General features: G+C 67.1%; 19 protein-coding genes. 11 read left to right on the top strand and 8 right to left on the bottom strand.

The genetic code is table 11. From position 1 onward, the window contains the following. Positions 1-534: 534 nt before the first annotated feature. Together ABD256_RS16275 and ABD256_RS16270 are read right to left on the bottom strand one after the other, a co-directional pair. Entirely contained in the window at positions 535-969 is a 435-nt protein-coding gene (locus ABD256_RS16275; RefSeq protein WP_344418539.1) for a DUF6292 family protein, read from the bottom strand. An 82-nt stretch (positions 970-1,051) separates the two neighbouring features. Beyond that, the gene (locus ABD256_RS16270) at positions 1,052-1,495 is read right to left on the bottom strand and encodes an Hsp20/alpha crystallin family protein (RefSeq protein ID WP_344418537.1); all 444 of its coding nucleotides are present in this window, start codon (positions 1,493-1,495) and stop codon (positions 1,052-1,054) included. 105 nt (positions 1,496-1,600) lie between these two features. Between ABD256_RS16270 and ABD256_RS16265 the strand changes: the two genes are divergently transcribed. Beyond that, positions 1,601-2,209, top strand: a complete 609-nt coding sequence (locus ABD256_RS16265) for an HSP18 transcriptional regulator (RefSeq protein WP_344418558.1) — start codon at positions 1,601-1,603, stop codon at positions 2,207-2,209. Between the two features lie 557 nt (positions 2,210-2,766). On the opposite strand, the gene ABD256_RS16260 is transcribed toward ABD256_RS16265, so the two are convergent. The 3 genes from ABD256_RS16260 to ABD256_RS16250 all read right to left on the bottom strand — a co-directional run bounded on the left by ABD256_RS16260 (position 2,767) and on the right by ABD256_RS16250 (position 5,989). Beyond that, on the bottom strand, positions 2,767-3,510 hold the full coding sequence (locus tag ABD256_RS16260; RefSeq protein WP_344418534.1) for a tetratricopeptide repeat protein: 744 nt from the start codon (positions 3,508-3,510) through the stop codon (positions 2,767-2,769). Then, the gene (locus ABD256_RS16255) at positions 3,422-5,008 is read right to left on the bottom strand and encodes a helix-turn-helix domain-containing protein (protein ID WP_344418531.1); all 1,587 of its coding nucleotides are present in this window, start codon (positions 5,006-5,008) and stop codon (positions 3,422-3,424) included. Before ABD256_RS16255 ends, ABD256_RS16260 begins: the two co-directional genes overlap by 89 nt. Before the next feature lie 711 nt (positions 5,009-5,719). After that, positions 5,720-5,989, bottom strand: a complete 270-nt coding sequence (locus tag ABD256_RS16250; RefSeq protein WP_344418528.1) for a trypsin-like serine protease — start codon at positions 5,987-5,989, stop codon at positions 5,720-5,722. 270 nt (positions 5,990-6,259) lie between these two features. Between ABD256_RS16250 and ABD256_RS16245 the strand changes: the two genes are divergently transcribed. From ABD256_RS16245 to ABD256_RS16235, 3 genes are read left to right on the top strand one after another with little or no spacing between them, the layout of a single operon-like run. After that, positions 6,260-8,905 carry an HAD family hydrolase gene (locus tag ABD256_RS16245; RefSeq protein ID WP_344418525.1) on the top strand — a complete coding sequence of 882 codons (2,646 nt, stop codon included), beginning with the start codon at positions 6,260-6,262 and terminating at the stop codon, positions 8,903-8,905. Further along, positions 8,899-9,828: a class I SAM-dependent methyltransferase gene (locus tag ABD256_RS16240; RefSeq protein WP_344418522.1), complete on the top strand. Its 930-nt coding sequence runs from the start codon at positions 8,899-8,901 to the stop codon at positions 9,826-9,828. Before ABD256_RS16245 ends, ABD256_RS16240 begins: the two co-directional genes overlap by 7 nt. A 23-nt stretch (positions 9,829-9,851) precedes the next feature. After that, on the top strand, positions 9,852-10,340 hold the full coding sequence (locus ABD256_RS16235) for a hypothetical protein (protein WP_344418519.1): 489 nt from the start codon (positions 9,852-9,854) through the stop codon (positions 10,338-10,340). Positions 10,341-10,497: 157 nt separating this feature from the next. On the opposite strand, the gene ABD256_RS16230 is transcribed toward ABD256_RS16235, so the two are convergent. After that, positions 10,498-10,845 carry a DoxX family protein gene (locus tag ABD256_RS16230; protein ID WP_344418516.1) on the bottom strand — a complete coding sequence of 116 codons (348 nt, stop codon included), beginning with the start codon at positions 10,843-10,845 and terminating at the stop codon, positions 10,498-10,500. Positions 10,846-10,957: 112 nt separating this feature from the next. Between ABD256_RS16230 and ABD256_RS16225 the strand changes: the two genes are divergently transcribed. After that, positions 10,958-11,539, top strand: coding sequence for a TetR/AcrR family transcriptional regulator (locus tag ABD256_RS16225; protein WP_344418513.1), 582 nt, complete (start codon positions 10,958-10,960; stop codon positions 11,537-11,539). Here ABD256_RS16225 and ABD256_RS16220 read toward each other — a convergent pair. Then, a complete protein-coding gene (locus ABD256_RS16220) occupies positions 11,514-11,630 on the bottom strand; it encodes a DUF1508 domain-containing protein (RefSeq protein ID WP_344418510.1) in 117 nt (38 codons plus the stop codon). The genes ABD256_RS16225 and ABD256_RS16220 overlap by 26 nt on opposite strands. A gap of 260 nt (positions 11,631-11,890) precedes the next feature. Here ABD256_RS16220 and ABD256_RS16215 point away from each other — a divergent pair, with 260 nt between their 5' ends. The 5 genes from ABD256_RS16215 to ABD256_RS16195 all read left to right on the top strand — a co-directional run bounded on the left by ABD256_RS16215 (position 11,891) and on the right by ABD256_RS16195 (position 16,445). Further along, positions 11,891-12,415, top strand: a complete 525-nt coding sequence (locus ABD256_RS16215; RefSeq protein WP_344418507.1) for a hypothetical protein — start codon at positions 11,891-11,893, stop codon at positions 12,413-12,415. A 371-nt stretch (positions 12,416-12,786) separates the two neighbouring features. Continuing rightward, a complete protein-coding gene (locus ABD256_RS16210) occupies positions 12,787-13,005 on the top strand; it encodes a hypothetical protein (protein WP_344418505.1) in 219 nt (72 codons plus the stop codon). Between the two features lie 105 nt (positions 13,006-13,110). Beyond that, the gene (locus ABD256_RS16205) at positions 13,111-14,343 is read left to right on the top strand and encodes an IS256 family transposase (protein WP_344418555.1); all 1,233 of its coding nucleotides are present in this window, start codon (positions 13,111-13,113) and stop codon (positions 14,341-14,343) included. A 66-nt stretch (positions 14,344-14,409) separates the two neighbouring features. Then, entirely contained in the window at positions 14,410-15,276 is an 867-nt protein-coding gene (locus tag ABD256_RS16200; RefSeq protein ID WP_344418502.1) for a hypothetical protein, read from the top strand. 14 nt (positions 15,277-15,290) lie between these two features. Further along, entirely contained in the window at positions 15,291-16,445 is a 1,155-nt protein-coding gene (locus ABD256_RS16195) for a Vgb family protein (protein ID WP_344418499.1), read from the top strand. Between the two features lie 484 nt (positions 16,446-16,929). On the opposite strand, the gene ABD256_RS16190 is transcribed toward ABD256_RS16195, so the two are convergent. Beyond that, positions 16,930-17,523 (bottom strand): DinB family protein, encoded by a 594-nt coding sequence (locus ABD256_RS16190; protein WP_344418497.1) that lies wholly within the window; start codon positions 17,521-17,523, stop codon positions 16,930-16,932. Positions 17,524-17,728: 205 nt separating this feature from the next. Here ABD256_RS16190 and ABD256_RS16185 point away from each other — a divergent pair, with 205 nt between their 5' ends. Further along, positions 17,729-18,643, top strand: a complete 915-nt coding sequence (locus ABD256_RS16185; protein WP_344418495.1) for a hypothetical protein — start codon at positions 17,729-17,731, stop codon at positions 18,641-18,643. Positions 18,644-18,720: the final 77 nt, after the last annotated feature.

Below are 18,720 nucleotides of genomic sequence, written 5' to 3'. Positions count from 1 at the left end.
CCGCGTGTCACGGCGGAGACCTTGCAGGACGGCACCGTCGTGGTACACGCCACAGGGGATATCGATCTGACCACCGTCACGCGCCTGGACCAGGCCGACGGGGAGCCGCATTGGCCAAGGTGTTGCGCCATCAACCGTCCCCAGTCGCGAACAGCCCGGTGTTCGAGGCCCTGTCCGGTCATCGGATGTAGTTGTGCTGGCGGCGGTCAGTCAGCAGATCGCGCACTGCCTCGCTGGCGCGCCGCTGACCACCGGCGGTGGCGGCACCTGCATCAGATCCCGCGGGCTCGTCCGGGATCCGCGCGCTCCGATGGCCTGCAACGCCGTGCACACCTGGTGGTCGGCGTTACCGTTCGCCGCAGACGAAGGAGCCGTCGCAGCTCCCACTCTCCGAACCAGCACAGCTTGAAGTATGGGAGAAGAAGGCGGGACCGATCCCGGTCGTCAGCGGGGTGGAGGCCGCAGAAGTTCCTGAGGTGTGCGGGCACGGGGGCTCCACCGCTGGTGGCATTGGGCGTCTACCTTGCCGGGGCGTCAGACCGCGTCGCGTCGCCGGAGAGCGGCGTCGAGGTCGGTCAGCCCCGCGGCGGGGCGGATGGCCGGCGGGTCGAGCCTGCCGATGCGGTGGTCGTCCTCGTGCAGCGCCGTGACGAACCGTGCGATTTCCCGGGGCGCGGGGACGATCGTGCGACCGCCGAGGTACCGCAGGACGATCAGGTCTTCGCCGGAGTGGGTCTCGACCGCCGCGGCCCAGCCGCGCGCCTCGTCCCACAACAGGGCGACGTCGCGGTCCGGGTAGCCGGGCAGCCGCTCGTCGAGAGCGACGTAGGCGGAGACCGGGCTGTCGTGGTCGACGGTGCACGATTCGGGACCGATGCCGAGCGCGGTGGTGACGTCGCCGAGATAGGTCCACAGGGCGGTGAGCGCGGGATGGGGGTGGCCGGTCGGGATGCCGAGCGAGGTGGTCACGGGTCGAGACGCCTTTCCGGAAACGTGACGGCGCCCCGTGCGGGACCGCTCGGGGTGATCGGGTCCCGCACGGGGATGGCCGTCAGGCCTGGATTTCCTTGCGGTCGCCGGTGGTGCCGGCGATTTCGATGCGCCGGGGCTTGGCCTTCTCGGCGATCGGGATGCGCAAGGTCAGCACGCCGGCTTCGTAGTCGGCCGTGATGCGCTCGGTGTCGAGGGTGTCGCCGAGGAACAGCTGGCGGGAGAACACGCCCAGCGGCCGTTCGGAGACCTGCATCTGCACGTCGTCCCCGCCGGGGAGATGCCGTCGTTCGGCTTTGACCGTGAGAATGTTGCGCTCGACGTCGAGTTCGATGGCGTCACGGGAGACGCCGGGCAGATCGAAGCAGACGACGAACTCGTCGCCGGCGCGGTAGGCGTCCATGGGCATCGCGGCCGGCTTGGACCAGGTTCCGGGAGCCGCGCCACTGACCATCTGGTGGGCGAAGCGGTCGAGCTCGCGGAACGGGTCGGTGCGCATCAACATGGGTTCCACCTCCTGGGGTCGACGGTCTGGTGTCAACACGCCCCACTGTTCTAACATGTCATCTAAACGATGACAAGTGTGGAGTCGTCGAAGGGATGACAGATGCTGGACGGTGACCCGGCCCAGGTGGTGCAGGGCGTACAGGAGACGGTGACCGCGGCCCGGCGGGGTGGCGTGCCGTCCGAGGAGCTCCTCGGGGCGTTGGCCGCGTTGCGATCGGTACGGGAACAGCTCGCCGGGTGGGAGCCGGAGTTGATCGCGGCGGCACGCGCGGATGGCGCCAGCTGGGCGGTACTGGCCCCGGCGTTGGGGTTGGCGAGCCGGCAGGCGGCGGAGCGGCGGTTCCTGCGCCTGCGGCCGTCGGTGACCGGGGAGGCGACCGGGGAGGCCAGGGTCGACGCCGAACGCGATCGGCGTGCGGGGGACCGCGCGGTGGCGGACTGGGCTCGCCGTAACGCGGCGGTGCTGCGGCAGCTGGCAGGTCAGGTCAGTGCGTTGAACGACCTCGACGCGGCGGGCCGTGCGAGTGCCGATCGGCTCGGCGCGGCACTGGGCGAGGACGACGTCACGAGCCTGCTGCCCCCGCTAGCGGCAGTACGAGACCATCTGGAGCGCGATCACGCGGGCCTGGCCGACCAGCTCGGCGACATCGGGGACAAGACCGCACGGCTGCGCAGGGACGCCGCCGGACACCGCCGCGGCCACTCCACCTGACACCAGAAGCCGCCTGGATCTATCGCTCGTCCGGGCGGTCACCATCGGCGAAGATCACTCTCTCGGCCTATCGCCAGGTATGCACGTGCTACCTGGTTCCCGTAGCACCGACGCCGAAGGCGTTCTGCAGGCGGAACCTGCAGCGCAACGTCGCGTACGTCGATTAGCCGCTTGGGCAGCACTAAGGGTTATCGTTGCCAGCTCCACCCGACTCCCGCTTCGCAGGCCTGCATCGATGCTTGCTCCGCCGACCACTTATCGAAGGTTTTCTACTTGCGATTTTTCAGATGACTTTTGTTTTCTTTGACTCTTATCCAATAGACCATGTTGAATACCAAGAGCGCAAGTAGCAGAGTGAACACTACTCCGCCGAAAATCGGCGGATATATTCCAGTAGTCCACATGAATCCATTTGAGAAAACAAGAATTATCAGCAGAAGTTTGCTGACCGGCTCTCTCCAGCCGGGTGTGACGCGTTGCCCAAGTCGGCTCTTTCTGGTTCTCACGCGCACCTCGCTCGAATCTCCAGGTACCGCCGCGGCGAGTACGCGGTCGTGTCATGCCTGCCCGTGCGTGGTGGCGATCCGGTTTTGGACGTCGTCGGCGCGGGGGTCCTCGATCGACTCGTAGAATTCCAGTGCCTCGTGCCACGCTGCGTGGGCCTGGTCGGCCAGCCCCAGTTCCCACATGATGTCGCCCCGGCGGACCTGCGCGTCGGCGGCACCCCACCGGTCCTCGGCGTCCTGCCGCACGATCAGCGACCGGTCGAGGCTGGCCATCGCCTCGTCCAGCTGTCCGCGAGCGAGGTGGACCTCGGCGAGTTTGACCAGTTTGCGCCCCTCACCGTAGGTGTCGTGCAGGGCGCGGCACGCGCGCAGCGCACGTTCGGTCGCGGCCATCGCGGCGTCCCACTCCCCGGCCTCGCGATGGATATCCCCCAGCACGGCCAGTGCCGCCGCTTCACCGTCGCGCTCGCCAAGCCCTCCGAACAGCGAGAGCGCGTCGTCGGCGAAGCGACGAGCTTCGTCGAGCTGGTGACGTTCGTATCCCAGGCAGGCGAGCCCGTAACTGATCCACGCCCGGACGTGCTGGTCGTCGATCTCGCGGGTGATTCCCATGGCCTCGGTGTAGAGGGCGTGGCTGCGATCGAACTCGCGGCGCCAGAAGCACACCAGGGCGAGATTCGCGGTGGTCATGCCGTGCGCACGACGGTCACCGCTCGCCCGCGCGGCATCGAGTGCGATTTCGCTGAGGGGCAGCCACACCGACCACGGCTTGGCGAGCAAGAAGTAGTCGATCATCACCAGCGGCAGCTGCCACGCCAGCTGGTGCAGCTCGAGCTCCGCGGCCAGATGGGCGACGGCCACGACGTTGTGGATCTCGGCTTCGTTCCACCGCACCGCCGACGAGACGTCCTCGAACGAGGGCGTGGCCCCCCGCGCCCGGAAGCCGCAGTGCCGAAGAACGGACGCGATAGGGCGCGATGCGCTCGGCCGCCGCCCGCGCGGAGCGCACATACCAGTCCACCAACGCCCGCGCGGCGCGATCCCGCTCGGCGGGCGGGTCTTCGGCACCCGCCAGTTCGATGGCGTAGAGACGCAGCAGATCGTGCATCTGGAAACGGGTGTGCCCGCGCTGCTCGACCAGGTGCGCGCGGGTGAGCTCGGCGAGGAGGCGAGCGGCCTCGGCCGGTGCCACGTCGGCGAGCGCGGCCGCGGCGGGCACGCTGAAATCCGTCCCCGGGTGCACGCTGAGCACCCGGAACATCGCCGCCACGCGAGGCGGCAGCGACCGGTACGACCAGGAGAACACCGACCGGATCGCGGTCACCTCGTCCAGGGCCAGCACGTCGAGGCCATCGGTGACCAGGTGCTCGAGCAGGTCGTCGGGGCTCGCGTGCCGTCCGGCCACCGCCTGCTCGGCCGCGATGCGCAGCGCCAGCGGCAGGTGCGCGCACCGGCGCGCCAGCTCCCGCAGCACGTGCTCAGGGCAGTCGGGGTGCCGCGTGCCCAGCACGGTTTCCAGCAGCGACACCGACTCGTCCTCGGACATGGGCCCGACCGTCAGGTGCCGGGCGCCCACCCGCACGCCGAGCCCCGGCAGGTGGGTCCTGCTGGTCACCAGCACCGTGCAGGCCGACGAACCCGGGATCAGCGGATCCACCTCCGCGCCGTCCGCGACGTTGTCCACCACGATCAGCATCCGCCTGCCCGCCAGCAAGGACCGGTAGAGTGCCGCGCGCTCCTCGATCGACTGGGGAACCGACTTCGCCGGTGTGCCCAGCGCGCGCAGAACACGCTCCAACGCCTCCTCCGCGGGCAGCGGCCTGCCTCCCGCCGCGTAGCCGGCGAGGTTCACGAACAGCTGGCCATCGGGGTAACCGGCCGCGGCATCGTGCGCCCACCGCAGCACCAGCGCCGTCTTGCCGACACCAGGCGACCCGTCGACGACCACCACCCGCGCCTGCCCGGGCGGCTGGTCCGCACCGAGCAGCTCACCCAGCGCCGCCAGCTCGCGAACACGGCCCGCGAAGAACCCCGTCACGGCGGGCAACTGCGCCACCGGGACGACCGCCTCCGCACCCGCCTCGGCCAGCGCGACGAGCTTCCCGCCCGCGTCGAGGACCTCGTCGCACCGGCGCGCGAACGCCGCCGAGGGCACCGCCCCGTTCTTGATCTTGCTCAGCCAGCCCGGCGTACACCCGACGATCGTGGAAAACCTGCGCCAAGACAACCCTCGCCGCTCCAGCAACGCGGCGAGCTCACGCCCGAACACCGAAGACCCGCCCCGCTCCGCCACAACCCACCCTCCCTGTCTCCACGCCCGCTACCGCGACACGATCTGTCTGCCCCACCACGACATCACTCAACCCCCGCGCTCACGAAAGCCACGCGCCTTCCCCCGATCGTGCGCATACGCGCACCGCTGCACACAACTGCGCCTCCTACCAAGTCTGAGCAGTCCCGATCCGAGAGCCCGCGGTGACACCCGGACGCCGCGACCCGCCACACCCGCGGCGTCGTGAGCGGACCATCGACACCGCAGAGCGAATGATCACCGCTTCGGGGCTGGCCGCCGCACCCACCGAGCCTTCAGGTGGTCCCGTCGCCTCCCCTGCACGCGACGGGACCACCTCAACGCTCGGAACCGGATCCATCCACGCGCCAAGAAATCAACGCCCGTCACGATAACAAGCCGTGCCGTTTCCACGAAGCGCGTTACCGTCGTTTAACCCGCCCGGGGCATTTCCCACCAGACTCATCAGGTAAACACTTGCGGCACCACTCGGCGATCCGGGTTAATGGCTGCACGTGACGCCACACACAGAAGGCAGGACAGGTCGCCTGTTTCTGCCCGTGAAATGAGGACGAATGTGGGCACCGGTCTCCGTCGCCCTGTTCATCGGGTGCCTAGGGAACATCCTGAGAGGGCATGCCGAACTGGGCGTACCGTTTGGCGTGCTGCTGGTCACCTTGCTCGTCATAGTGGGCAGGCACGCGGCGACTCGGGTCAAGCGTCGCTCCCGCTGTGCGCGGTGACATCCGCCGGGCTTTGAAGCTCGGATAGGTCGCCGCACAGCTCCGGTGGGCCACCACCCGCAGTTCCGTACCGCACCGCGGTCAAGACGGCATCCTGCCGGACGAGCGCGCCACCGCACATCGGGACTTCCGACCCGTTGCTCAGGTACACCGCGGACGGGTACGAGCCGCCGGGGACTTCCCCACCTCCGACGATCACCGCGACACCGGCGAACCGGCGCCGGGACCCACCTGTCGACACTGGAAGTTCTCCCCGCCACTTTCCCTGAGCGGTAAGAGAATTCTAACGGGCGGGGAAGCATGACGAACTCGCTGAATCGGGTGCCTCCGGGACCGGCCGTTCGGCAGCCGCGGGGATTTCCTCGAACTGTCGCCGAAACAACGGTGTCGCCGCGGCGGTGAAGACCTCATCATGAAACGGGTGTGTCCGGAAACCCTGCGCCTGTCGCCGCGAAGCGACGCTCTCGCGCGGGTTCCGCCGAATAGCGCGAACGATCCTCGGGAGAAAACCGTGACGGGAGTCACCACTGATGTCCGCACCAGCCGGCACAACCGGCTCGAACCAGTCCGGACGGCGATTCTGGACCGTGCGTGCGCGCTACTGAGCCTCGACGTCTTCGACACCGTCCTGTGGCGGCGGGTACCTCGTCCGACGGACCTGTTCGGCGTACTGGGGTCAGGATTGCGCCGTGACGGCTTGATTCCGTCGTGGCTCACCGACGCGACGTTCCGGCAGATGCGGATCGACGCCGAAGGCGCCGCCCGCGCCGCGGGCGGCGCGCTGGGCGAAGAGGTGTCGCTCGCGGACATCTGGCGGTCGATGCCGCGGGCGCTGCTGCACGACGTCCCGCTCGAGAAGTACGTCGCCGAGGAGGTCCGCGTCGAGCGCGCCTTCACTGAAGTGGATCCCGACGTCGCGGAGCTCATCGCGTTGGCAGCGCAGCACGCGCTGCCGCTCATCGTGGTGTCCGACACCTACTTCACCGATGCCCAGTTGCGCCATCTGCTCGACCGGCGCGGCCTCGAACCCCTCCGGGACGCACGGGTGTTCCGCTCCCAGGAACACGGCGCCGACAAGGCTTCCGGGCTGTGGGAAGTCGTACTCCAGAACCTTCCCGGCACTGCCCCGGAACAGATCCTGCACGTGGGCGACAACGAAACCGCCGATCACGACGTGCCAGGCAAGCTGGGGATCCGAACCGTCCACTTCAGACGGATCGACGAGTGCTTCGCGGACGTCCTCGATCGCGAAGGCGTTCCTCTCGACCCTCGTGATCACCGGTATCCCACCCGGCTCGACCCCGAGCACGGCGATTTCGGGCTGACCGGCCTCCGGGCGAAGGTGCTCCAGGCCAACGGCACCGCGGCAGGCTCCGCCACCGCGACGGCATGGCGTTTCGGCGCTTCCGTTCTCGGACCGGTGCTGACCGGGTTCGCCGAGTGGGTCGCGCGAACCGCGCACGAAGCCGGCTGGCCCACGGTCTGGTGCCCCATGCGGGAAGGTGAACTCCTCGCCGACCTCGTCGACAGCGCCGCCCTCCAGCACGGGTGGCCGGTACGCGCGCGTCCGATCTGGCTGTCCCGGCACGTCGTATCCCTCGCCGCCCTTGACGCCACCGACCGCGCCCGCGTGCGGGACTTCATCCGCCAGCGCCATCTCCTGACCGTCCGCCAGCTGCTGACGATCCTGGAACTGCGCCCCGGTGAAGTACCGCTTCTGGCCGCCGACCTCGAGACCGTACTGGATCACAGCGGTATCTCCGAGAAGGTCAGCGTGGCCTTGACCGAAACGCCGTATCTGCTCAACCGGCTCGCCTGCACCACGACCGCGGCCCGAGAGAGGCTTCTCACCGTTCTGGACGAGGCCGGCGCGTTGGACAGCCCGGAGTTGCCGCTGGTCGATCTCGGCTGGGGTGGCACCATCCAGCTCCACCTCGCGCGGGTGCTGCGCGGCACGCGAAGTGACGTGGTCCCTTCAGCGCTCTACCTGGCCACCGATGAACGATCCGCGCAGCTGCAGCGGGAGGGACTGCGCGCTCAGGGCTTCCTCGGCCAGACCGGGCACCCGCGGGAAGTCGCCTACCCCATCACCCGCAGCCCGGAAGTGATCGAGCAGTGCGTCAACGCCATCTGCGGCTCCCTCGTCGCCTTCACCGACGACGCCACACCCGTTCTCGCGCCCGTCACCGGTACTAAAGCGCAAGAGCTTGAACGGCGTGCCGCGCAAGACGGGATCAGGGCGTTCCAGGCGCGGTGGAACCGGCAGGTCGCTTCCACCGACCAGCCGCACGCACCGCTGCACGCCGCCTCGTCGTGGCTCGCGAACATCCTGGTCTCCGCATTGCGGGCACCAACCGCACGAGAGGCATCGGTGTTCGGGAACTGGCGGCACGAAGACAACTTCGGCTCCGCCGTCATCACCCGCGTGTTCCCCGAAGACCTGCGGCAGGCGATCCCCTACCTGTCCCCCAACGATCTCGGCGATCTGCGATTGCGCGACGCGTTCTGGCCCGCGCTGCTGGCCGCGTCCGACCCGCACCTCGGCGCGGCGTCACGCGCACTCGCCTCCGGCGCCGTCGATCCGATCGCGTTCGAGCCCGCGGGCGAGGAATCCGCCACCACCTTGCGCTTCCTCACCGGCGACGGCCAGTGGCATGACGGAGCGGACCGCCGGGTCCGCGTCAACCACAACGGACTCTCCTTCGCGCGCATGACAGTGCACGCCGAAGACATCGTGGCGGTCTCATTGGCGGTCCCCGGCCGGCCCGCGCTGGTACGCATCGACTGGATCGAAGCCAACGTGGTCACCGGCGGACGCCGCGAAACCATCACCTGGGACACCCCGGAGACACTCGCCGCACTGACCTTTGTGGACTGCACCTGGACCGGCGCCAACCTCGTCCAGTTCCACTCACCGCTCGCCGCGATCTGGCTCCCACTGGCCGCATCCACCGGGGCACCGTCAACCACCGTGTGCGTCACCGCCGGGTTCGCCATGCTCCCGACCTCGCGGTCAGGACTCGGGATGAGACTTCCGCCGGCGAGCAGAGCACAACGCGCCCAGGCCCTGCTACGCCGGGAACTCCGGGCACGTGGCGTTCGCGGGTTCGCCACGACCGCGGCACGCGCGGTCGTGCGCCGGATCGCCCGATGGTGAGGGCACGGCGCCCGGCGGGCCCCGGTGACCGGAACGACCCGCACGCGCAAGCGCGAGCTGCCCGGCGGGCACCACTGCTGCTGCATTCCCTTTCCGTCTTCCAGGAGATCTTCGAACTGCTGTTCACCCACCGTCGCATCGCGACCGTGGTCGAAATCGGCGTCGAAACCGGGCAGGCGAGCACCCTGTACACCGAACTCGGCGCCTCCGACGTCTACTGCGTCGAACCCCGGCCGTCCCCCGCGCTCCGAGCCACGATCGACGCGCACGACGGCTTGCGTCTCGTCGAAGCCCCGTCGCCGCAAGCGCTGGAAGGCATTCCGGTAGCCGATCTTTACGTCATCGACGGAGACCACAACTACGCCACCGTGAAACAGGAACTGGACTGGATCCTGCACTACGCTCCCGGCGCCGTCGCCGTCCTGCACGACGTGCTGTGGCCGTGCGGGCGCCGTGACACCTACTACCAACCCTCCCGGCTGCCGGCCCCGCACGAAGCCACCGCCGACGGTCCCACCGTCTGGCACGACGACACGACCCCCGCCGGTCTCGTGGGCATGGGCGCTTTCACGACGGCCAGTCACGCCGGCGGCGAGCTCAACGGTGTCCTCACCGCGGTCGAGGACGCCCTCCGCGACGCCGCCTCACCCGAACCCCGCATGGCGCTGATACCCGCCGTGTTCGGCCTGGGAATCGTTCTCCGGCCCACCAGCGACGACAAGCAACTGCTGCCGCTCCTCGAGCGGTACCAGAACTCCGCGTTGCTCGCCGCCATGGAAGACAACCGGATCGCCCTGTACACCCGCATTCTCCAACTCCAGTACGAGGCGGCCCGCCACGCCGAACACGCCGACGCGCTCGCCAACACGATCTCCCAGCTCCGCGCACGAACCGACGACCTCGAACGCGGGAACCGGCAATAGACACCTCGAACTGGAGGCAGACCGTGGACACTTCCCACCTGGCAGAAGCCCAGCTCACCCTGCGGCTCACCATCCTGGACGCCACGCATGCGGTGTTTCCGGCCTCGTGCACGGTGCACGGCGCCCACACCATCCTCGATCAGACCCCGCTTCCGCCATCTCCTGCCCCACACGGCCACCTCATGACGTGTGGCGCCTGGATCGACGGCGTCGACCGCACCCGCACCGACGACTACTTCGACTCGCTCAAGACCTGGTGGACCGAGCACGGCTGGACCGACATCACCGACGACAGGCCCACCGGCCCGGTCATCGCCGCCTCCAGCAGCGCCTGCCGGGTCACCGTGGAGGCCACCCCGGCAGGCCGCATAGCGTTGACCGCCAGCACATCCATCACCTATGAAGCAGCACCGTTCTCCGTGCCGGACATCGCGACGATGACCCACGCACCACGCACTCGGGAAACCCGCCGCCGACAACTCGGACGCCGGTTCTGGAAGAAGAAGAACTGACGCGCTGTTTCGAGCCACCGCAGACTCCATCAAGTCCTTCACCACTCGAGAGTTCTCCCAAACCGGCCCCTTGCCCGGCCGGGCACCAGTGGTCGGGTGTCTCCGCCGAACCACCCACAGGCACCTCGCTCGCGCGCTGTGCGGGATAGGCAGAGGTTCATCTGGCGAGCTGGAGTACGAGCGTCGCCACGGCGGGTGCCAGGTACAGCAGCGGAAACAGGGTGGTGTTGTACGAGCGTGCCCGGACGGTCGTGGCCGCCGCCCCGAGGAAGTACAGGATCAGCCCCACCGCCGCCGCGACACCGATGGCGGGGGCGAACAAGCCAGCGATCAGCCCGAGGGCTCCGACCGACTTGGCGAAGGCCAGCCAGTTCCACCACGATCGCGGGACGCCGTACTCCTTGAGCGGATCCACGACGAACTGCTGCTTGGAGAAAAGGGAGTATCCGGAGAAGCCGATCCAGAGTGCGGTGAGGACGGCAACGATGTGGTACGCGAGGTTCATGGGTCGATCCCTTCCGAAGCAAAACGACACGGCCCGTGCCGTGCCATGTTCATCTTGATCGCGCGCGAGCACCATGTCAATACGGCACGTGCCGTTCCGGTATGGTGCTGGCATGATCCAGCACCGCGCCACCCGTGCCGACGACCGAGCTGAAACGATCATGCGCGCCGCGCTGGACCTGGCCAGGGAGGTCGGCTACGTCAAGCTGAGCATCGAGGGGGTCGCGGTCCGCGCCGGCGTCGGCAAGCACACGGTGTACCGCCGCTGGGACTCGAAGGGCCAACTGTTCCTCGACTCGCTCCTGTCGCTGAACGGGCCCGTACTCGACTACCGCGACACCGGCGACATCAAGGCCGACCTGCGCCGGCAAATCTACGCGGCCGTGGACCTGCTGGGCACTCCGCCGTGGGGCCCGCTGTACCAGGCGCTACTAGGCGAAGCCCAGCACGATCCCGCCGTTTCGGTCAGCCTCAACGAACGCTTCATCCGCCCGCAGACCGAAAAGACCGTCGCCCGTCTCCGTGCCGCCCAGGAGCAGGGCCAGGTGTCACCCGACTTCGACCTCGACCTGGTCATGTCGATCCTGTCCGGTCCGCTGTACTTCCAGTTCCTGGTCACAAGGGAACCCATCACCCATGCCTATGTCGACCGCGTGCTCGAAGCCCTGTTCACCGGGCTGGGCCCGCGGCCGTGACACGCCGGACTGCTTCCGCTCCGTTGATCACGTTCGCCCGGGTCTCGTACGCCTCGCCAGAGGCGACGAGCTCACCGTCACCGCATTTCACCGGAACCGGTGCTTTCCAGTTGCACGAGGAGAACTGCCGCGGCTAACCCAGAGATAGCGCGTCGGGATCATCGGTGATCAAGTAAACGGAAAGCCGTTGTCGGACTTACCGAAATCACTTGTCAACTTCAGCAGAGTGACGACTCCGACGGTGCGGGTCTGGTCGAAGGCGAGGACGTGTGCGTGGCCGGGCGACACTCTCTACCGCGAGCTGGCGACGACACAGCTGTTATCGTCCGAAATGGATCGAACAATGGGAGCATGATGCGCATGACCCGAACCCGCGTCGCCGACGACGCGTTCTTCGGCGAACTCGAAGTCCATACCGATGAAGAATCCGGGTCTGTTGAGGTCTCCGGCCCCGAGGTTCCCGCGGTGGCGATCCGGCGGAGACCGGGCGCGGAGGTCAACCAGTTCGTCCCCATCGGCTCTCGCCGGTCGGCGGACCTCGACATGATCGTAGGTGGGGACCCCGCGACGATCCTGGCGGGGCCAGGGAAATGGACACGCGGCTCGTATCAGATCCGTGTGGCCGTCAAGGGTGGCGAATACCTCTTCAAGCCCAACTCCATCGCCACCACCCAACTGCTGCGGGACGGGACCAAGCTCGCCGACTTCTCCATGGACGACGACGAAGGCGACTTCATCGTCCACTGGATCCAGACGCGCGAGCGAGTGCTCAGTGTCGACGCCGCGGTCGGCTACGCGCTGCCAGTCGCGTTCCGCACCGGAGCACTGGGATTCTGGTCAATGCTCCTGCGGGGTGCGGAAGCCCTCCCGGACTGAACGTCTTCGAGCACCTCCCCCGGCCAATTTCCCAGACCGGCGCCGGGTGCACCGGTCCGCTGCCCCGCCGAGAGGTGGCGTTCCCTGGCGCTCGCGCGTTCACCGGCGTGCTTCTGCCCGTCGCGTTGCTCATCGGATGTGCTCCCTTCTGAGATTGGACGAACTCGCGGTTCCGCAATTCGGCGGTACCGAACGCGACGACTCCGGCGAAAACCATTATTCTCCCGAGCCGCACTAATGCAGCGTAGCGGCACCAGCTAGACCAACGGGGTGACTGGCACCCACGTTCGTGAACTTGCTTGGCGCGCCGGGGCCCAGCGGTGAAACTGGTGTGAGCGAAGGACTTCACGAGACGAGGAGGGCCGACATCCGTGGGAAAGGACAGTGCGAAGAACGAGGTGGGCCACGCCTATCTGGGCGATGTGTTCATGCGCCACCCGCTGACCGCGCGGAACCAGGAGGAGCTGGAAATCGCCGCCAAGGCCGATGACATCCTCGAGCGGATGGGAGCGTATTTCAAGAAGACCCCGGAGGGTGGCGGGAAACCGATCCAACCCACCGGATTCGGGCGTGTCATGCGAACTGTGTGAGCTGAAGGTGCACGAAGATCGGTTGGTCAGTTGGCTAGCCGGAAGGGACTGCACGTGACGCAGAACACATCGCCTCGTCAGGGTGACGAGGCGGCAGCGCAGCGGTTGGCGGCTGCGCTCTCGCCGGCCGCGATCGACGCGTTGATCAAGGATGCGAAGGCGGCAGGAACGCCGCTGGATGGTGCTGAGGGGTTGTTGAACCAGATGACCGCGGCGGTGCTGGAACGGGCTCTGGAGACCGAGCTGACTGATCATCTCGGTTACGAGCCTGGCGCCGCTGAGGGGTGGGGCACGGGGAATTCCCGGAACGGGAAGACCCGAAAGACGGTGTCCACGATGAATGGCCCGGTTGAGATCGACGTTCCGCGTGATCGGAACTCGTCATTCGAGCCTGTTATCGTGCCGAAGCGCGCTCGCAGGATCGGCAATATCGACGAAATGATCCTGTCTCTGTATTCGCGGGGTATGACCACCCGTGATATCGAGGCGCATCTGCGGGAGGTGTATGGCGTTAATGCTTCTCGGGAACTGATTTCGAATGTCACCGACGTGGTGGTCGACGAGATCAGGGCGTGGCAGTCACGCCCTCTCGATGAGGTCTACCCGATCCTGTATGTGGACGGGATCCGGATCCGCGTCAAGGACAGTGGCGTGGTCACCACCAAGGTGGCCTACCTGGCCATCGGCGTGGACGTAGACGGCCGTAAGCATGCCCTGGGCTGCTGGATCGCCGACACCGAGGGCGCGAAGTTCTGGGCCAAGGTCCTGTCCGACCTGCGCAACCGAGGTGTCAAGGACGTCCTGATCGCCTGTTGTGACGGTCTCACCGGCCTGCCCGACGCGATCCGGGTGACCTTTCCCGAGGTTGTCGTCCAGACGTGTGTCGTGCACGTGATCCGCAACGCCATGCGGTTCGTGTCCTACAGGGATCGGAAAACCCTGGCCAAGGCGATGCGGGAAATCTACACGGCACCGACGGTGGAAGCGGCGGAACTCGCCCTGGGCGACTTCGCCAAACAGCACGGCCAGCAATACCCCGGCGCGGTCGATGTCTGGCGCAACGCCTGGGACGAATTCACCCCTTTCCTCGACTACCCACCCGAGTTACGGAAAGTCGTATACACGACCAACGCGATCGAGTCGATAAACTTTCAACTTCGAAAAATAACTAAGAACCGCGGCCACTTCCCCGACAAAGACGCTGCAATGAAACTTCTCTATCTCGGATTGCGGAACATATCCAGTCGACGAGGAGGACATTCAGGCACCGGAACACACGGCTGGAAAGTAGCACTTAACACTCTGGTCAACCTCTTCCCAGGACGACTACCTTTCTGATAACATAAAATGTAAGCAAGTCACCTTCGGCTTACACAAAAATCGTGACAGGCCCCCGGATTCTGCTTGAACGAGATCCGGCACGGCGATTTCCCGTCGGCGGAGCAAACCGCGAAGGAGCGTGGCTGGCGCGCCTACTTCAACCTGGGCGTCCCGCTCATCGAGGAGCGAAGTGATATCGAACAGCCCCCTCCCGACATGCTGTCCAAGCAGACCTACATCAACGGCACCGACCCGATCGACGTCACCGCGACCGACACCGTCGAGTTCTCGATCTCGAACACCATCAGCTGGCAGCTCCAAGGCCAGCTGCAACTGACCTTCGGGGCGAAGTCCACCGCCTCGCTGCAGCAGCAGCTGCAGAAGGCCATGGCGTCGAACCAGTCCCAGAAGAGCACCTTGAAGAACAGCAAGGACAACCAGGGCGTCGACAACGAGTCCCAGTCGCAGACCACGGACACGACCACGGCCACCGGTTCGGCCACCGGCACGGGAGAGCTGTCCGCGCAGCTGATGCTCGGGATCACCGCCTCCACCAGCGGTTCGCTGACCACCCAGTGGAAGCACACCTCCTCGATCAGTGTGAAGGTCCCCAGCAGGGTGGACGTGCTGGCCACCACCCGGCGGCAGATAAGGACCTTCAGCTACGAAATCCCGGTCACCTTCGGCGGGTGGGTCGCGTTGTACTACCCCGAGCCGGTGCCGGTCGCGAAGACCCCTCCGCAGGCGAAGGAGCCGAGGTATTCCCAGGTGATCGCCTGGCCGCTCGGCGAGCGTGAAGCCGACAACGGCTTCGACCTGGCCGACCAGGGCCGGAAGTTCCTGCAGAAGGGCACGGCGGACATCGTCGCCGTCCGGGTCGGGGAACATCGGGTGTTCCAGCCGGAGAAGGTCAATTACCAGGACCAGAGGCAGCCCTACTACCAGGTGTGATCGGGAGGGAAGTCATGTCGTTCAAGAAGATCTTCGACAGCGGCGAAAGCGAAGGCGATTCCGCCGAACAGTCCGCACGCGCGCTCCACGACGACACCCCCGGCGCCGGCGCCTTCTCGGAGGAAGTGCGCAAACTGGAGAGCGGACGCGACCCGTGGCTGGTACGACAGACACCGCACGGGGCGTTCGACGTGATGGGATTTCTCGGCCCGCTCTTCCAGAAGGTCCAGACCGTGTCCGCGGCGCAGCGCGACATCTCCCAAGATCCCGCGTCGACCTCCGGCATGGCGTCCTCGGCCGTGGACAAGACCTTCGAAAAGGTCAAGGTGGAGATACGCGACGAGGATCTGCCGAGCGTCCACGACGCCCGGATCTGCGTCGTCGTCACCGACGGTGTCGGCGAGTCCGAGGGCCTCGCGGTGGCCCCGGGGCCGAACACTGCCTACGTCGTCGATTGCCACGCCCACACCCTGGTCGCGGTGGACCTCACCACCGGCGCCCGGCGGCTGGCCGCGAAAAACCTCGGCCACGCCAGCGATGTGGCGCTGGACGGGGACGGCACGGCATACGTCACCGACTACGACGGCGCGCGCCTGCTGGCGGTGGACCTTTCGAACGGCGAGGTCCGCACCGTCACCTCCGTCCAGGGCGCGGACGGTGTCGCGCTGGACGGCAACGGCAAGGCCTACGTTTCCACCTGGGGCCACGGGCAACTGGTCGAGGTCGATCTAGGCAGCGGACAGAAGAACACCGTCGCGGAGGGATTGGGCGACGCCGCCGGGGTGGCCCTCGACGGCAACGGCAAGGCCTACGTCGGCCAGCGGAACAACACCCTGCACGAAATAAGCCTGGCCGACGGCACGAAGCGCGTAGTGGCCACCCTTCCCGCCGGGACGAAGACCATCCGGGTGGTGCTGGACGGCGCCGGCAAGGCCTACACCGCCGACCCCACCGGCCATCGCCTGCACGAGATCGATCTGGCCGACGGGGCGCACCGCGTGGTTGCCGCTCGCCGCGACCCTCCTGCCGGAGCGGTCACCCTCGACCAACCCCACGGGCTCGCGCTGGACCGGGGCTGGCTCTACGTCAGCACCAAGAACGGCCTGCTATGGCGGTTTTCCCAGCACGCACTGCAGGCACTGGGCGGCGTCGGCGGCGTCCTCGCCTAAATCCACAAAGGACTGAAAGCCGACCGGGCGGGCAGGAGTCAGCCATCGTCCAGTTGACGGACGTTTCGCGAGCGAAACGTCCGTCAACGTGGCGCCGGGTGACCTGGTAGCCGGGTGTCGCCGCCGAGCCCATCGATCGTCCACCTGCGCCAGCCGACGTGATTTTCTGTGAGAACAAGGCAGCCGACTACCTGGCCCGGGCCTGGCGCGGCAGCGCGGGCGGAGCCCCATCCGCAAAACACTCCGCCCACTTGTCGACCACCTCAACCCGGTCCTCGTCGCGGACGACGCCGCCTGACCACGGTTCACACCCGCGTCCACGCCGGTAACGGATGCCGTGGACGACGCATGCAGCCGTTGACCCGCCGCGGCCCGCGCTGACTCCTGGCCGGTCGAAGCAGGGCGAGCAACCACCACTGTCCGCCCAAGTGCCCGCACCGCCACCGCCCCGATCCGCTGCGGTAGTGCAGACTGGCGTCGTGCCTCACGCCAGGAGGGTGCCAGGACCCGGCTGGTACGGCTGGAAGAAGTCGTTGGCGTTCGCCCCGGCCAGGGTGAGCACCAGCGTCGGCACCGCCACACCGTCGATCTGCTCGCGGATGATGTCGGCGTGCCCCGCATGCCGGGCACACTCCTCGATCAAGTGCACCAGGAAGTAGCGCGCGCGAATCGGCCTGGCGTCGAAGATCCCGTGCCACGGCGCGGGAGGCGCCATGGTGCCACCGGCCGGATCGGTCGCGGCGACCGCGGCCAGCAGCTGATCCCGCACCCGGTCGAACTCCTCGATGGTCCCGGCCACGGTCTCGTCATCGCGCACGGCGAAGCTGTCGGTGAACACGGCGTACGCCGCCGCGTCGACCGGCTGCTCGGTGACCTCGGTTCGTAACCGCTCCAACGCAACCCGCATGACCCAGGCCGCGTGCTTGATGATGCCCCCGACCGACAGCGCACTCCGGCACGGCGTCTCGCGCGCCTGCTCCCCGGTCAAGCCGAACGCAGCGGCACGGATGGCCGTGAGCTGCTCGTCGAGGTAGTTGACCAAGCCAGTGACCTCGTCGTGCTGGGCGGGTGCGTACATCGCTCGACCTCCGGGCTCCATGGGGATGATGGAGACCACCCTGCCAGCCATAAGGGTCAGTTCCTGTCCTCTATCGAAGCATGCTGGATGTGACAAGGTCGCCGGGATGTGTCACACTCGTTTTCTCGAGAATTACGCTATGGCCGGGGAGGGGTTTCGGATGACAGTCTGCTTTCGGAATGGTTTGGCTCGTGGTCTTCTCACGGTGGCGCTGACTGCCGGCGCGACGCTGGCGATCAGTGGAGCGCAGGCCGCGCAGGCCGAGGTGAATTCCTCGCGTGATCATCTCGTCGTGTATGACAACAATATCGAGAACCTGCTGCCCGCGTCCTGTGCTGACGGGTATCTCTACGATCGTTTCCTCGCTTATCTGAAAAAGCAGTCCGTCAGCCCGGACGTCTTCACGATTCAGCAGATCTCCGACATCGGGCAGCTGAACGCGTTCACCCGGCGGCTGTCCGATGAGCTTCCGGGAACTTATGCGGGCAAGATCGCGATAGCGGAGCCAGGTTCGATGGGCTACACGAGTACCTGCGGGAAGATGAAGAACCAGCAGACCAACGCCGTGATCTACCGATCCGACAGGCTGACCTACAAGGGAGCGACACGATGGCGTTCTGACGCGCCGGCGAATCCGGAGAAGGGGACCGGGGAGTGCCGGAATCTCACGCCGACGAAAACCAGCCAGGACCGGGTGCACAACATCGCGGTCCGGCTCCACGACAAGCTCGCGGACAAGGACGTGACGGTCGCGTCGATCCATTGGCCGACCGGCAAGTGGCACGGTCCCGACTGTGCGGGCGAGAACATTAGCGAGGCGAACCAGGCGGTCGACCGTCTGGGCGGCACACTGCGGATCGTCGCCGGTGACACCAACGCGACCACCGGCAGGGCGGACTGGTGGAACAGGGCCCGCGGATATGGTTTCCGGGATCCGATCGCGGAGAAGTGCGGCGGGCGGGTCTGCACCAAGGCGGACAACACCTTTGGCGAACACCGAATCGACTTCCTGCTCGCCAAGGGCGGCGGTGGCTTCACCGGCGTCGCCACCGTCACCGAGGCGATGACCGGTGGAAAGTACTCCCAGCACCGCTCGGTGACCGCCCGCGTGAAGTACTGAAAGCCAGCACCGGCCAGCGGGTGAGATCGGGGAACGCGCCGGAGGATGCCAGAATTCAAGGTCGGTATCGCGTCGCC

Origin of the sequence: Amycolatopsis minnesotensis, assembly GCF_039529815.1 — a bacterium.
Lineage (GTDB): Bacteria > Actinomycetota > Actinomycetes > Mycobacteriales > Pseudonocardiaceae > Amycolatopsis > Amycolatopsis minnesotensis.
This window is presented reverse-complemented; position numbering and strand designations above follow the sequence as displayed.

Bases quoted from the DNA above. Each gene is read 5' to 3' on its own strand.
- ABD256_RS16225 (WP_344418513.1), top strand. From the start codon at position 10,958: ATGATCCAGCACCGCGCCACCCGTGCCGACGACCGAGCTGAAACGATC.
- ABD256_RS16195 (WP_344418499.1), top strand. From the start codon at position 15,291: ATGTCGTTCAAGAAGATCTTCGACAGCGGCGAAAGCGAAGGCGATTCC.
- ABD256_RS16190 (WP_344418497.1), bottom strand. From the start codon at position 17,523: ATGTACGCACCCGCCCAGCACGACGAGGTCACTGGCTTGGTCAACTAC.
- ABD256_RS16270 (WP_344418537.1), bottom strand. From the start codon at position 1,495: ATGTTGATGCGCACCGACCCGTTCCGCGAGCTCGACCGCTTCGCCCAC.
- ABD256_RS16260 (WP_344418534.1), bottom strand. From the start codon at position 3,510: ATGATCGACTACTTCTTGCTCGCCAAGCCGTGGTCGGTGTGGCTGCCC.
- ABD256_RS16215 (WP_344418507.1), top strand. From the start codon at position 11,891: ATGATGCGCATGACCCGAACCCGCGTCGCCGACGACGCGTTCTTCGGC.
- ABD256_RS16230 (WP_344418516.1), bottom strand. From the start codon at position 10,845: ATGAACCTCGCGTACCACATCGTTGCCGTCCTCACCGCACTCTGGATC.
- ABD256_RS16240 (WP_344418522.1), top strand. From the start codon at position 8,899: ATGGTGAGGGCACGGCGCCCGGCGGGCCCCGGTGACCGGAACGACCCG.